Source organism: Massilia scottii (genome assembly GCF_030846495.1).
Classification (GTDB): Bacteria; Pseudomonadota; Gammaproteobacteria; order Burkholderiales; family Burkholderiaceae_D; genus Telluria_A; species Telluria_A violaceinigra.
In genome coordinates this window covers 133,843-148,087 of sequence record NZ_JAVCWM010000012.1, presented here as the reverse complement: position 1 = coordinate 148,087, position 14,245 = coordinate 133,843, and the positions used below count along the sequence as shown (strand labels likewise).

The 14,245-nt window shown below is 66.5% G+C and carries 11 protein-coding genes; all 11 read left to right on the top strand.

The genetic code is table 11. The annotated features are described in order from the left end of the window. The first annotated feature begins 3 nt into the window (after positions 1 to 3). The 11 genes from RBA41_RS18275 to RBA41_RS18225 all read left to right on the top strand — a co-directional run bounded on the left by RBA41_RS18275 (position 4) and on the right by RBA41_RS18225 (position 14,213). Entirely contained in the window at positions 4 to 1,386 is a 1,383-nt protein-coding gene (locus RBA41_RS18275; RefSeq protein ID WP_306625637.1) for an undecaprenyl-phosphate glucose phosphotransferase, read from the top strand. A gap of 240 nt (positions 1,387 to 1,626) precedes the next feature. Beyond that, a complete protein-coding gene (locus RBA41_RS18270; RefSeq protein WP_306625635.1) occupies positions 1,627 to 2,616 on the top strand; it encodes an EpsD family peptidyl-prolyl cis-trans isomerase in 990 nt (329 codons plus the stop codon). 55 nt (positions 2,617 to 2,671) lie between these two features. Beyond that, positions 2,672 to 3,460 (top strand): polysaccharide export protein EpsE, encoded by a 789-nt coding sequence (gene epsE / locus RBA41_RS18265; RefSeq protein WP_306625633.1) that lies wholly within the window; start codon positions 2,672 to 2,674, stop codon positions 3,458 to 3,460. Between the two features lie 73 nt (positions 3,461 to 3,533). Further along, positions 3,534 to 4,943, top strand: coding sequence for a chain length determinant protein EpsF (gene epsF, locus RBA41_RS18260; RefSeq protein WP_306625632.1), 1,410 nt, complete (start codon positions 3,534 to 3,536; stop codon positions 4,941 to 4,943). Positions 4,944 to 4,977: 34 nt separating this feature from the next. After that, positions 4,978 to 5,856, top strand: coding sequence for a chain length determinant protein tyrosine kinase EpsG (epsG, locus tag RBA41_RS18255; protein ID WP_306625631.1), 879 nt, complete (start codon positions 4,978 to 4,980; stop codon positions 5,854 to 5,856). Beyond that, on the top strand, positions 5,853 to 7,460 hold the full coding sequence (gene xrtB, locus RBA41_RS18250) for an exosortase B (protein WP_306625630.1): 1,608 nt from the start codon (positions 5,853 to 5,855) through the stop codon (positions 7,458 to 7,460). Before epsG ends, xrtB begins: the two co-directional genes overlap by 4 nt. Positions 7,461 to 7,491: 31 nt before the next feature. Then, a complete protein-coding gene (locus RBA41_RS18245) occupies positions 7,492 to 9,009 on the top strand; it encodes an O-antigen ligase family protein (protein ID WP_306625629.1) in 1,518 nt (505 codons plus the stop codon). Between the two features lie 14 nt (positions 9,010 to 9,023). After that, positions 9,024 to 10,160, top strand: a complete 1,137-nt coding sequence (locus RBA41_RS18240) for a glycosyltransferase family 4 protein (RefSeq protein ID WP_306625628.1) — start codon at positions 9,024 to 9,026, stop codon at positions 10,158 to 10,160. Between the two features lie 122 nt (positions 10,161 to 10,282). After that, on the top strand, positions 10,283 to 11,767 hold the full coding sequence (locus RBA41_RS18235; protein WP_306625627.1) for a lipopolysaccharide biosynthesis protein: 1,485 nt from the start codon (positions 10,283 to 10,285) through the stop codon (positions 11,765 to 11,767). A gap of 17 nt (positions 11,768 to 11,784) precedes the next feature. Further along, entirely contained in the window at positions 11,785 to 12,942 is a 1,158-nt protein-coding gene (wecB, locus tag RBA41_RS18230; protein WP_306625626.1) for a non-hydrolyzing UDP-N-acetylglucosamine 2-epimerase, read from the top strand. Further along, positions 12,939 to 14,213: a glycosyltransferase gene (locus RBA41_RS18225; protein WP_306625624.1), complete on the top strand. Its 1,275-nt coding sequence runs from the start codon at positions 12,939 to 12,941 to the stop codon at positions 14,211 to 14,213. Before wecB ends, RBA41_RS18225 begins: the two co-directional genes overlap by 4 nt. The last annotated feature ends 32 nt before the right edge of the window (positions 14,214 to 14,245 follow it).

Genomic DNA, 14,245 nt, shown 5'->3' with positions numbered 1-14,245 from the left:
CCCATGACGGTCAATGATATCCCCTTAATTTCGTTCTTCCAGCGCGTGCTCGATCCCCTGATCATCATGGGGACCCTGTACGTCTCGTCGATGTTCTTCCATGAGCCGTTCACGGGGTATTCGCTGGTACTGATGATTCTCGCTTTCTTCGTCTCGTCCGCCGTCTACCAGCACGTCGATCCGTACCGGACCTGGCGCAGCGGGCGCATGCTGGCCTATATGCGCGACACCGTGTTCGGCTGGATCCTGACCGTGTGCGTGCTGCTGTTCCTCGGTTCGGCCAGCGGACTGTCGTATTATTACGACAACAAAGTCGTGCTGACCTGGTTCATCGCCACCCCGATCGTGATGCTGGTGAGCCACCTCGCGGTGCGCCGCGTTTCCGTCGGCCCCGGCAACAATACCGAAATGCGCTCGGTGGTGGTGATCGGCGCCAATGACGTCGGCATCAAGTTCGCCGGCATCTGCGAGCGCCACAAGAACCTGTTCATGCAGATGCACGGCTTTTTCGACGACCGCACCGAAGACCGCCATCCGGCCAACCTGCGCCATCCGATGCTGGGCAAGATGGCCGATATCGCCGCCTACGTGCGCGAACATAACATCAAGATGATCTTCATCAGCCAGCCGATCTCGGCCCAGCCGCGCATCCGCAAGCTGCTCGACGAACTGCAGGACACCACGGCCTCGGTCTATTTCCTGCCCGATATCTATGTGTTCGACCTGATGCAGGCGCGTTTCGACAATGTCGGCGGCATGCCCGTGATCGCCATCTGCGAAACCCCGTTCATGGGCTTGAACAGCATGGTCAAGCGCACCAGCGACATCGTGCTCGGCCTGATCATCCAGCTGATGCTGCTGCCGATCATGCTCGTCATCGCCGCCGCCGTGAAGTTCACCTCGCCCGGACCGGTGATTTTCCGCCAGCGCCGCTACGGCCTGTACGGCGAGGAAATCATCGTCTACAAGTTCCGCTCGATGACCGTGACCGAGAATGGCGATACCGTCGTGCAGGCGCGCAAGGGCGACCAGCGCATCACCCGGGTCGGCGCGTTTTTACGCAAGAGTTCGCTTGACGAGCTGCCCCAGTTCTTCAATGTGCTGCAGGGACGCATGAGCATCGTCGGCCCGCGTCCGCACGCGGTGGCGCACAACGAGCAGTACCGCAAGCTGATCAAGGGCTACATGCTGCGCCACAAGGTCAAGCCCGGCATCACCGGCTGGGCCCAGGTCAACGGCATGCGCGGCGAGACCGAAACGCTCGACAAGATGGAAGCGCGCATCCAGTACGATCTCGATTATCTGCGCAGCTGGTCGCTCTGGCTCGACCTGTGGATCATCGTCAAGACGGTCAAGGTCGTGTTCAGCCGCGAGAATGCGCACTAATACAACAAGGCGTATTAAGCCGGCCTTAATCCGCTACCGCAGTGCAGCAAAAGTTGTTTCGTCGTCATCAGCAACGCGCTAAAATGCAGGACGGCAGGGGCGCCGCGGCACGCCCCGCCAGCCATCATGCAGGGCGGAATAGCAGCACCATTTAAACGCATCGATTTGCCGATGTGTGTAATAATCCCGGCAATCTCGTTGTGTATTAATCAAGCTTTATAAACAAAATTGAGGAATAAATTGAACAACTCCACCCTGGCCATGTCGCCGCCATCCCCCAAACGCTTGCTGTGCGCGGCCCTCATGGTCGCGCTCGCCGGACTTGCCGGCTGCGGCAACAAAGACAGCAAGCCCAAGGTGGGCCAGGCGCTGGTCAGCGTCAACGGAGAAGAAATCACCGAGCTGCAGCTGAGCGAAGAGCTGATGCTGGCCAATGTGCCGCCGGCCCAGCAGGCCGAGGCCAGCAGGAAGCTGGTCGAAGCCCTGATCGACCGCCAGCTGCTGCAAAATGAAGCGGCCAAGGACAAGACCGACCGCGATCCGAAGGTGGTGCAGGCGATCGAACGGGCCAAGGCCCTGATCATCGCCCAGTACTACATGCAAAAGAAAGTCGGCGGCCTGGCCCGTCCGACCCCCGCCGAAATCAGCGATTACTACACCAGGAATCCCGACTTCTTCGCCGCCCGCAAGCAGTTCGACATGAAGCAGCTGGTGATCCAGTCGAAAGACCTGAGCGACGAAGTCAAGAACGTGGCCGAGAACGCCAAGTCGCTCGACGACGTGGCCGTCTGGTTCGACGCCAACAAGATCAAGTACATGCGCGCCCAGGCCTCGCGCACCACCTCCGACCTGGCGCCGGAAATGTCCGCCAAGCTCAAGAGCATGCCGAAGAACCAGCTGTTCATCGTCAAGGAAGGCGAGCGCAGCATGCTGGTATCGATCGTCGACGTGCGCGACAACCCGGCCTCGCTCGAAGTGGCTTCGCCGCAGATCGAGAAATTCCTGTTCAACAAGCGCACCAAGGACGCCGCCGATGCCGAACTCAAGCGTCTGCGCACGGCCGCCAAGATCGATTACCTGAAAACCCCGACCCTGGCCGCCGCGCCAGCCGCGCCAGCCGCGCCGGCGACCCCGGCGCCGGCCGAAGCCGCGCCAGCGCCGGCCCAGCCGGCAGCCACGCCGGCGGCCGACGACGCCGCCACGGCGCGCGGCGTGGCTGGTCTGAAATAAGCGGCCCCTGCCGCCGTCCCGACAACTGAAACTGCATTGATTAGAGGTGAAAATAATGAAACAACTGGTACACGGCCTGATGGCTTTCCTGATGACCATGACGATGGGTGCGGCCATGGCCGCCGATCTGCCGCTCGGACCGGGCGACGTGCTCAAGGTCTCCGTCTACGGCAGCCCCGACCTGACCCTGGAAACCCGGGTCAGCGAAGGCGGCAATATCAGTTTTCCCCTGATCGGCCAGGTGCCGGTGGCCGGCCTGTCGGCGGCGGCGGCGGAAAAGAAGATCGCTTCCATGCTCGAGGCCGGCAATTACGTCAAGAAGCCGCAAGTGAACGTGATCGTCACCGCGGTGCAGAGCCAGCAGGTATCGGTGCTGGGCCAGGTTAACCGCCCGGGCCGCTACCCGATCGAAGGCAAGCGCAGCCTGATGGACTTGCTGGCCATGGCCGGCGGCATCAACGGCGAAGGCGGCGACCGCGTCAGCCTGATCCGCACCCGCGACGGCAAGACCACGCGCGAGGAAATCGATGTCATCGAAATGATCCGCGCCGGCCAGCTGGCCAAGGATTACGCTTTGTCCGGCAACGATATCGTGTACGTCGAGCGCGCCCCGAAATTCTATATCTACGGCGAAGTCCAGCGTCCGGGCGCGTTCCGCCTCGAGCGCTCGATGACCGTGGTGCAAGCCCTGTCGGCCGGCGGCGGCCTGTCCATGCGCGGCACCGAGCGCGGCCTGGTCATCAAGCGCCGCGATGCGGACGGCAAGATTCGCCTGATCGACGCCAAGCAGGACGACCTGCTGCAAGTTGACGACGTTGTCTTCGTCAAGGAAAGCTGGTTCTAATTTTTTGGCCGGGGCCTTGGCTCGCGGCCCCGGCCCGCGGCCCTGGCTGCCGCACCATATCGAGAGTTACTAAATGAATTTATCCCAGTTCCTGCTGATTTTGTATGCGCGCAAGTACATCATCCTCGCGACCCTGCTGGTCACCGTCACCCTGACCCTGATGGTCAGCCTGTCGATGCCCAAGACTTACCAGGCCACGGCGTCCGTGCTGCTCAACTACAAGGGGGTCGATCCGCTGACCGGGATGGCGATGCCGAGCCAGCTGTTGCCGGGCTATATGGCAACCCAGATCGATATCATCAGCAGCAAGAATGTGGCCGGAAGGGTGGTCGACCAGCTCAAGATGGCCGAGAACCAGACCGTGGTCGATCAATTCAAGAAAGCCACGGGCGGCCGCGGCACCGTGCGCGACTGGCTGGCCGACCTCTTGCTGCACAAGCTCGACGTGGTGCCATCGCGCGAAAGCAGCGTGGTCGAAATCAATTTCAAGGGCGCCGACCCGCAATTCGTGGCGGCCGTGGCGAATGCCTTCGCCGAGGAATACCAGAAGCTGAGCATCGAACTGAAGGTCGAGCCGATGAAAAAGGCCGCGGCCTACTTCAACGAGCAGACCAAAATGCTGCGCGGTAACGTTGAAGCGGCCCAGAGCCGCCTCTCCAAGTACCAGCAGGACAATGGCATCGTCAGCGTCGACAACCGTCTCGACGTCGAATCGAACCGCCTCAACGACCTGTCGGCGCAGCTGGTCGCGGCCCAGGGCCAGGCCATGGAAGCCAATTCGCGCCAGGGCATGGCGCAGGGTGCGCGCGGCGTCGATTCGCCCGACGTGGCCGCCAATCCGCTGGTGCTGAACGTCAAGGTGCAACTGGCCGGCGCCGAATCGCGCCTGGCCGAAGCTGGCCAGCGCCTGGGCGTGAACCATCCGCAATACCTGAGCATCAAGGCGGAAGTTGACAAGATTCGTGCCAACCTGGCTTCCCAGCAGCGCTCCGCGTCCAGCAGTGTCGGCAACAACGCCGCCATCCTGCAGCAGCGCGAAGCGTCCGTGCGCGCCGCGCTGGCGGCCCAGAAGGCCAAGGTACTGGAACTGAACCGCAGCCGCGACGAACTCGGCGTGCTGGTCAAGGATGTCGAGAGCGCCCAGCGCGCCTTCGACGCCACCTCGCAGCGTTTCTCGCAGACCCGCATCGAAGGCGCGTCCGAGCAGTCCGATATCGCCGTGCTCAATCCGGCCACCGCCCCGCTGGGCGCCAGCGGTCCGCGCGTGATGCTCAACACCATGCTGTCGGCCTTCCTCGGCGTCATGCTGGGCCTGGGCTTTGCCCTGCTGACCGAAATGATCGACCGCCGCGTGCGTTCGGAAACCGATATGGCCGAAGTGCTGCAGATGCCGGTGCTCGGCATGATCGACTGGACCGCGCCGAAGCGCCGCCGCTACAGCGCGATCAATTCGCTGCTGCCGCGCCGCCTGCGCCTGGGCTAGCAAGCCCGCGCCTGAACCAACAATAGGAAACACCATGACGCAGACCGAGCTTTCCCTGGCCGCCTCCGAGAAACTGAAACGCGCCGATTCGAGCATCGGCCACTTGCTGCTCGAATCGGGCAAGATCACCCCCGAGAACGCCGAGCGCGTGCTGCGCATGCAGAAGGAACTGGGGATCCGCTTCGGCGAGGCCGCCCAGCGCCTGGGCCTGATCAACGAGGCCGACATCCAGCAAGTGCTGGCGCGCCAGTTCGACTATCCCTACCTGCAGGAGGGCGAGGGCAGCTATTCGCCCTACCTGGTGGCCGCCTACGATCCGTTCAGCCCGCAGGTCGAAACCCTGCGCGCCGTGCGCAGCCAGCTGATGCTGCGCTGGTTCGCGCGCGGGCGCAAGTCGCTCACCGTGGTCGGCATCGACCGCGGCGATGGCGCCAGCCTGTTCGCGGCCAACCTGGCGGTGGTGTTTTCCCAGCTCGGCGAGCACACCCTGCTGGTCGACGCCAACCTGCGCAAACCGGCCCAGCACACCATTTTCAACATTCCCGGCAAACAAGGTTTGTCCGACGTGCTGGCCGGCCGCGCCGACCTCGACGTCACGGCCCATATCGGTTCCTTCGTCGACCTGTCGGTGCTGGGCGCCGGCACCTTGCCGCCGAATCCCCAGGAACTGCTCAGCCGCAGCAATTTCGCCGGCCTGAACGCCCAGCTCGAATCGAAATACGACGTCACCCTGTACGACGTGGCCGCCAGCCAGACCGGGCTCGACGCCCTGGTGCTGGCCGCCCGCACCGGCGGCGTGCTGATCGTCGCGCGCAAGAACAGGACCCACATGGGCGACGTCAACGCCCTGGCCGAACAGGTGGCCCAGAACGGCGCCGTGGTGGTCGGTTCGGTCCTGGTGGACTTCAAATGAGCACGCAGGCCAAGTCGTCCCTGCCGGCCGGCCTGTCCGGCAACGGCGCGCTGCCATCCTGGGCGCCGCTCGCGCTCGGCTTGCTGCTGATGTATGTGCCGAGCTTCTACGACATGTTCACCGGCCTGTGGTCGACCGAAGAACAGGCGCACGGCCCGATCATCCTCGGCATTTCGCACTGGCTGCTGTACCGCAACTGGGGCCAGATGCTGGCCGTGAGCGAAGGCGAGCGCGGTAGCTGGCTGGGCTGGCCGCTGCTGGTGCTGTCGGTGTTCGTGTACTTCATCGGCCGCTCGCAGGGCATCGCCATCTTCGAGATCGGCTCCTACCTGGGCACCCTGATGGCGCTCATCTTGCTCATGCGCGGCACGCGCGCCCTGCGCGCCCAGTGGTTCCCGTTCTTCTTCATGCTGTTCATGCTGCCGCTGCCCGGTTCGCTGGTCGACATGCTGACCATGCCCATGAAAACCGCCGTCTCGTGGGTGGTCGGCAACGTGCTGTACTGGGTCGGCTATCCGATCTCGCGCAGCGGCGTGATCCTCCAGATCGGCCAGTACAAGCTGCTCGTGGCCGACGCCTGCGCCGGCCTGCACACCCTGTTCACGCTGGAAGCGCTGGGCCTGCTGTACCTGAACATCGTGCGCCACAATTCGCTGTTCCGCAACATCACCCTGGCGATTTTGATCGTGCCGATCTCCTTCATCTCGAACGTGATCCGGGTCATGGTGCTCACCCTGATCACCTATCACCTGGGCGACGCGGCGGGGCAGGGCTTCCTGCACGGCTTCGCCGGCATGGTGCTGTTCGTCTCGGCGCTGCTCCTGATCATCGCCACCGATTCGCTGCTGCGCTTCGGCGCCGCCGACAAGGAAGCGCTGCCCCTGTTCGCCGGCGCCGCCGGGCCGCCGGCCCTGTCGGCCGACTACGGCCCGCTGCGCATGGCGCTGCCGGCCGCGCTGCTGATGGGCGCGGCCCTGCTGGCGACGCTCGCCATCAAGCCGCAGAAAATGCTGGCCGACAGCGAGCCCGCGATCGTGCTGGAAACGAGCGTCCCGGGCGCCTTCGGCGACTGGAAGATCGATCCCGACGCCGTGGCCGTGGTGCCGTCCTCCGTGCAGCAGGAAAAAGTGGCGGCCATCTACAGCCAGACCCTTTCCCGCACCTACATCAACAGCCGCGGCCAGCGCGTGATGCTGACCATCGCCTACGGTTCCAACCAGACCCAGTCGATGCGCGCGCACCGCCAGGAAGTGTGCTACGCGGCCCAGGGCTTCCAGATCCGCGACTTGCACAATGAAAATATCGTCATCGACGGCTTGCCGGTGCCGGTCACGCGCATGGTGGCCAGCAATGGCCCGCGCATCGAGCCGGTCACCTACTGGTTCACCATGGGCAGCAGCGTGGTGCGCAGCTATCTCGACCGCCAGGTGGTGCAGCTCAAGTACGCGCTGTCCGATTTCATTCCCGACGGTTACCTGTTCCGCGTCTCGGCCATCGACGCCGACGACAAGGCCGCCTTCGCCGCCCAGGATGCGTTTGTCAACGATCTGATGAAGCACGTTGCGCCAACCGTGCGCGCCAAGCTGATCGGCGCTCCTGCGTGATGTGCGGCGGATCGCATGTACAGGTGCCGGCATGATCGAGCACCCGGTTCCCCAGTCGCGCCGCTACAAGGGCGGCGCCAGGTCGGGCGCGGTGGCCGGCATCGCCGCGCTGCTGCTGCTCGCGGCCGTGTTCGGGGCCGCCGTGCCGACCCTGGGCGTGCTGGTGCCGGCGGCCGTGATCCTGGCCGCCCTCGGCTTGTGGGTCATGCTCGATTTCCGGGTCGGGGTCGGCGCCGCCATCGTCATCATGCCGCTCTCGGCGCTGGCCTTCTTTCCGCATGAAATGCTGGGCATCCGCGGTCTCAATCCGCTCAACCTGATCCTGTTCCTGACCATGGTTTCCTACGTCGTCCATGCCGGACTGCGGCGCTGGCGCGATCCGATCGCGCCGATGCGCCTGCTCGCCTGGTATGTGCTGCCGATCGCCATCGCCTGCCTGGTCGGCATGTCCAACGTCAGTCTGATTCCGCCGCGCTTCGAGGCCGAACGCCTGATCCAGTTCAAGGATGGCTTCGGCTATCTGCGCGACATGTTCCTCAAGCCGCAATTTCTGGTGCTGCTGGCGCTGCTGGTGGGGCTGTCCGTGCGCCACAGTAAAAAGCCGGAAAAATTCCTCTACCTGATGCTCGCTTCCGGCTGGGTGTTCTGCACCCTGGTGGGCTGGCGCCTGATTTCCTCGGGCATGTCGCTGCGCCAGCTGGCCTCGCCCCTGGCGCGCGACTTCCTCGGCAGCCTCGGCATGCACGCCAACGAGATGAGCCTGTTGTTGAACATGCTCTACGTGGTGACCCTGTTCTCGCTGCGCGGGGCCGGCAACGCCCAGCGCCGCCTGCTGTTCGTCTCCGCCGTGGTGTTCGCCGTGTGCGTGCTGATGACGTTCTCGCGCGGCGGCTTCGTCGGCTTCATCCTGGTCAACCTGATTTACTTCTGGAAGCGCATCAGCGTCAAGACCGTCATCATCGGCGTGATCGTGGCCGGCTGCATCGGCCCGCTCGTGATCGAACCGATCCTCGAACGCGCCCTGACCGGGGTCGACAACGGCGACCGCGGCGCCGTGACGGCCGGCCGCCTGGACGGCATCTGGCTGCCGCTGCTGCCCTATGTGCTCGATGAACCGGTCTTGCCGCATGGCGTGCGCTCGATCTTGTGGAGCCCGCCCGTGCGCCTGAACAAGATGCTGCCGGTGGCGCAGACCCACAGCGCCTGGCTGGGCGGCCTGATGGACCTGGGCCTGGTCGGCTTCGGCTTCGTGCTCGCCTTCCTGCTGTTCGTGCGGCGCGAATTCCTGCGCCTGTCGCGCGAGCATCCCAGCGCCAGCCTGCAAGGCATGTTCGCCGGCGGCGCCGTGCTGATTCCCCTGTGGTTCCTGCAGGGCTTCACCGACGATATGTTCACTCCCACTTTTTCGCAATCGTATTTCTGGATCCTGCTTGGCATCCTGATGGGTTGCGGCGGTGTGTACCGCACCAAGGACAGGCACCGGCATCGGGAACCGGCACCCTGGCACGACAAGCCCTTTGACCTACGGAAAGACGAGCTGGCAACGTGACGGATATCGATTCAATGCAGCGCGATTCACAGCAGCGCACATCGGCGCGCATCTGCATGCTGAACTATTACGCCTGGGGCGTCATCGCCGACCTGGATGGAAAAAACATCCACATCGGCGGCGAAGAAGTGCAGCACGCGCTGATGTCGCGCTACCTGGCGCGCAGTGGCCACCAGGTCACCTCCCTGGTGGGCGACTTCGGCCAGCAGCCGGTCGAGCAGGTCGGCGGCGTGACCGTGCGCAAGACCTTCGCCCTGCGCGCCGGCTTGCCCGGCCTGCGCTTTTTCGCGCCGCGCCTGACCTCCACCTGGGCCGCCATGAAGGCGGCCGACGCCGACGTCTACTACGTCAGCTGCGCCGGCGCCAGCGTCGGCATCGCCGCCGCCTTTTGCCGCCGTCACGCTCGCCGCCTCGTGTTCCGCATCGCCTCCGACGCCGATTGCGCGCCCGCTACGCTGATGCTGACGAACGCACGCGACCGCATGCTGTATCACTACGGCCTGCGGCGCGCCGACGCCATCCTGGCGCAAACCGACAGGCAAGCCGAGCTGCTGCTGAAAAACTATGGCTTGCATGCCGAGGTGGCCGGCATGTTTTCCGACTTGCCCGAGACCATCCTCGCCCCCGCCGAGCGCAGCACCGACCTGCTGTGGCTGGCCAATATGCGCTCGATGAAGCGTCCCGAGTGGTTCATCGACATGGTGCGCGAGCTGCCCGAGCTGGTCTGCGAGATGGCCGGCGGCGCCCATCCGCCCGAGCGCGATCTGTACCTGCGCGCCGAGCAGGGCAGCCGCGCCTTGCCCAATCTGCGCTTTCACGGCCAGGTCAAGTTCGGCGCCACGCGCAGCCTGTTCGCGCGCGCCCGCATCTTCGTCAACACCTCATCCTTCGAGGGCTTTCCCAACACCTATCTGCAAGCCTGGGCCAACGGCGTCCCGGTGGTGGCCACGTTCGACCCGGACGGCATCATCGCCCGCCTGGGCCTGGGCGTGGCGGTGAGCGACGTCGCCGGCGCCGTCGCGGCGGCGCGCGCGCTGCTGGCCGACCCGGCCCAGCTGGCCGCCTGCAGCGCGCGTTGCCGCGCCTACGCCGCCACGCGCCTGGCGCCCGAGACCGTCTCCGCTCCCTACCTGTCGGCGCTGCTCGCATGAACCTGCAACAATGCCAGCCCGCGCGCATGGCGGCGCGCCCGGACCCGCTTCGCCACCCCGAAGGGCGCAGCGGCGCCCACGTCGCCCATGGCGATGAGCGCGATGCGTAGCGGGGGCGTGCGATGACGGCCGCCAGCCTGAAACGCGGCGCGATCACCCTGACCGCCGCCAACATGCTCGACTTCGTCCTGCAATTCATGCTGCCGATCGCGCTGGTGCGCCTGTTGCCGACCAGTGCCTTTGCCGATTACCGCCTGGCCTGGCTGGCGATCGGCACGGCCATGGCGATCGCGCCCTTCGCGCTGCCGCGCAGCCTGTTCTATTTCCTGCCGCGCCATGAAGGGCCGGCGCGCGCGCCGTATGTGCACCAGACCTTGCTGCTGCTGCTGCTCAGCGGCGCGTGCGCCGGCCTGGCGCTGGGGCCGTGGAATCCGCTGCTGCCGGCCAGCCTGCGCGCCATGCACAGCGCCGCCTGGTTCATGCCGGCCTTCCTGACCCTGTGGGTGGCGGCCAACCTGATCGAGTTCCTGCCCAATGCGCGCGGCGACGTGGCCGGCCAGGCCAGGACCATCGTCGTGCTGTCCGTGCTGCGCGTGCTGATGGTGGGCGCCGCCGCCTGGTCCGGGCGCGTCGACGTGGTGTTCGGGGCCCTGGTGGCCTACGCCGCCATCAAGGTGGCGCTGGTGCTGCTGCACATCGGGCGCCACTACGGCTTGGGCATCTTTCCGCTGCAGATGCCGGTGCTGCGCACCCAGCTGGTCTATGCCTTGCCGTTCGGCCTGGCGTCCGCCCTGTACCTGCTGCGCGGCCAGGCCGACCAGTGGGTCGCGGCCGCCATGTTCCCGGCCGCCGCCTTTGCCGCCTTCTCGATCGGCGCCGTCATCATGCCGGTGGTCGCCCTGGTGCGCAACAGCGTCAGCAACGCCATCGCGCCGCGCCTGTCCGCGCTCGAATCGACCAAGGACCAGGCCGGCATGCTGCGCCTGAACCAGCGCGCCAACCTGGCCAGCGCCTTCGTGCTGCTGCCGACCCTGATGCTCACGGCGGTGCTGGCCGTGCACATCGTGACCGTGGTCTACACCGACAAATACCTGCTCGCCGCCGACGTCATGCGCATCAACTGCCTGGCCCTGCTGGGCGTGGCGGTCGAGGTCAGCACGCTCACGGTGGTGCTCAACCAGGGCCGCTTCCTGCTGGCCGCCGATGCCTGCCTGCTGCTGGTCAGCCTGGCCGCCGGCGTGACCGGCGCGCTGCTGTTCGGCGTGCCCGGCGCCGCGCTCGGCAATGTGGTCACCCTGGCCGCCGGCAACGCCTTCAGCTTCTGGCGCGTTTCGCGCGTGACCGGGGTGCCGCTGCGCCGCCTGCAGCAGTGGGGCGCGCTGCTGCGCATCCTGGCCGCCTGCGCCGGCGCCGGCGCGCTGGCCGCGCTGCTCGATGCGGCCGACCTGGTGCGCGCGCCGCTGGCCGAAGCGGTGCTGATCGGCGCCGCCTTCGCCGTCGCGTATGTCGCCCTGCTCAAGCTGGCCGGCGCGCTGCCCGAGGCGCGCGCCCTGTTCCTGTCCAAGGCGGGCAGCGCATCTCCCGTATCTCCTACAAAACACGATTAACCATCCCAGGATCCACCATGCCCGCACTTCAAAAACTGCTCTTCGTCTTCGGTACCCGCCCCGAGGCCATCAAACTGGCGCCGGTGGTGCTGGCCGCGCGCGCCCACGGCGGCTTCGAGGTCGTGGTCTGCGTCACCGCCCAGCACCGCGAAATGCTCGACAGCGTGCTGGCCTTTTTTGGCGTCATTCCCGAGCATGACCTGAACCTGATGAAGCCGGGCCAGACCCTGACCGGTCTGACCACCGGGGTGCTGGAGGGCCTCGCGCCCGTGCTCGAACAGGAGCGCCCGGACTGGGTGCTGGTGCAGGGCGACACCACCACCGCCTTTGCCGGCGCGCTGGCCGCCTTCTACGCCAAGGCCAAGGTGGCCCACGTCGAAGCGGGCCTGCGCACCGGTAATATCTATGAACCCTTCCCGGAAGAGATGAACCGCAAGCTGGTTGGCGCCATCGCCGAGATGCACTTTCCGCCGACCGCGCCGGCCAGGGTCAACCTGCTGCGCGAAGGCATTGCCGAGGAGCGCATCCTGGTCACCGGCAATACCGGCATCGACGCCCTGTACCTGGTGCGCGCGCGCCTCGAGACCGACCCGGCCTGCCGCGCCCAGGTCGCCGCCGCGCTCGAGCCGCAGGGCTTGAACCGCTTCATCGGGCCGCGCCGCCCCTTCGTGCTGGTCACCGCGCACCGGCGCGAAAGCTTCGGCGCCGGCTTCGAGGCGATCTGCACCGCCATCGCCGAGCTGTGCACGCGCTATCCCGGGATCGATTTCGTGTTCCCCGTGCATCCGAACCCGGCCGTGCGCGGCGCCGTCGAGCGCTATCTGGTGCCGGCCGGCTTCGCCAACCTGGTGCTGTGCCAGCCGCTCGACTACCTGCCGTTCGTGGCGATGATGATCAACGCCAGCGTGGTGCTGACCGATTCCGGCGGGGTCCAGGAAGAAGCGCCCAGCCTGGGCAAACCGGTGGTCGTCATGCGCGACGTCACCGAGCGCATGGAAGGCGCCGCCTCCGGCATGGTGCACCTGGTCGGCCCCAACCGCGAACGCATCGTGGCGGCCGTGGCCGGCCTGCTCGACAGCGACGTGCGGGACGGCAGCGGCGGCAATTTCTATGGCGACGGCCACGCTTCGCTGCGCATCCTCGACACCCTGGCCGGCTTCGGAGAGCGCGCTTGAAGATTTTTGCAATCTGCTATTACGCGCCGCCCAAGCTGACCCCGCAGGCGATCCAGATCGGGCGCCAGCTGTACCACCTGGATGCGCGGGTAGAGCTGCTGCACGGCAGCGATCCGCAATTTTCCGACGCCTACGACCAGTATCCGGATTTTTTCGAGCGCATCGGTTCGCTCTGCGTGCCCAGTCCCGGCACCTTTTTCCAGGGCTTCCTGCACAAGGTCGCGCGCCGCCTGCTGCCGCTGTATAACACCATTCCCGACGGCCTCGGCCCGTGGCGCCGCCGCGCGCTCGCTCCGGCGCTGGAACGGATCGCGGCCAGCGGCAGCGAGGCGCTGGTCAGCTTCGGCATGCCGATGTCGGACCACCTGCTGGCGCTGGAACTGAAACGCCGCACCGGACTGCCGTGGCTGGCGCATTTCAGCGACCCCTGGTCGGACAACCCCTTCCATCCGAACACCTGGCTGGAACACCGGGTCAACGCGGCGCTCGAGCGGCGCGTGATCGGCGCCGCCGACCGCGTGCTGTTTACCTCGCAGCGCACGCTGGAACTGGTGATGGCCAAGTATCCGCCGGCCTGGCGCGCGCGCGCCGCCGTGCTGCCGCACGCCTGGGACATGGACAATTTCGCCGGCCCGGCTCCGGCCCTGGACCCGGCGCCGGCCGCGCCAGCGCCGGCCCGTCCCGGCGTGCGCCACGTGGTGCGCCACATCGGCGCCTGCTACGGCGCCCGCTCGCCCGAGCCGCTGTTCGCGGCGCTGGCGCGCATCGCCGAACGCCAGCCGGCCGCGCTCGAGGCGGTCGCCTTCGAATTCGTCGGCCACGTGTCGCCCAACCTGCTTGCATCGGACGCCTACAAGGCGCTGCCGGCGGGCCTGGTGCGCATGCGCGGCCAGGTCGGCTACCGCGAATCGCTGCAGCTGGCGCGCGACTCGGACGCGCTGCTGGTCATCGATGCGCCGAGCAAGTTGCCCAGCGTGTTCTTGCCGAGTAAACTGGTGGAATACATCGGCGCGCGCCGCCCGGTCTGGGGCATTACGCCGCCGGGCACCTCGGCCGACCTGATCGCCGAGTGGGCCGGCAGTGCCGATGCCTGCGCCGCGCCGGACGATATCGAAGCGGTCACCCGCATGCTGCGCGCCGGCCTGGCCGCATTGGACGGCGCGGCCCGGCAGGGCGGGCCGGAAGCGGTGGCCGAGCGCTTCGCCGCGCCACGCGTGGCCGCCGCCCTGAAGGCCCAGATCGCGCTGGCGATCGGGCGCGGCGCGGCCTGACGCGGCCCGGCCTGGCGCGACGCGGCCCGGCG

Excerpts from the sequence above, each read along its gene's own strand:
- RBA41_RS18235 (WP_306625627.1), top strand. The coding sequence starts at position 10,283 with ATGACGGCCGCCAGCCTGAAACGCGGCGCGATCACCCTGACCGCCGCC.
- RBA41_RS18275 (WP_306625637.1), top strand. The coding sequence starts at position 4 with ATGACGGTCAATGATATCCCCTTAATTTCGTTCTTCCAGCGCGTGCTC.
- RBA41_RS18240 (WP_306625628.1), top strand. The coding sequence starts at position 9,024 with ATGCAGCGCGATTCACAGCAGCGCACATCGGCGCGCATCTGCATGCTG.
- wecB (WP_306625626.1), top strand. The coding sequence starts at position 11,785 with ATGCCCGCACTTCAAAAACTGCTCTTCGTCTTCGGTACCCGCCCCGAG.
- RBA41_RS18245 (WP_306625629.1), top strand. The coding sequence starts at position 7,492 with ATGATCGAGCACCCGGTTCCCCAGTCGCGCCGCTACAAGGGCGGCGCC.
- epsF (WP_306625632.1), top strand. The coding sequence starts at position 3,534 with ATGAATTTATCCCAGTTCCTGCTGATTTTGTATGCGCGCAAGTACATC.
- epsG (WP_306625631.1), top strand. The coding sequence starts at position 4,978 with ATGACGCAGACCGAGCTTTCCCTGGCCGCCTCCGAGAAACTGAAACGC.
- epsE (WP_306625633.1), top strand. The coding sequence starts at position 2,672 with ATGAAACAACTGGTACACGGCCTGATGGCTTTCCTGATGACCATGACG.
- xrtB (WP_306625630.1), top strand. The coding sequence starts at position 5,853 with ATGAGCACGCAGGCCAAGTCGTCCCTGCCGGCCGGCCTGTCCGGCAAC.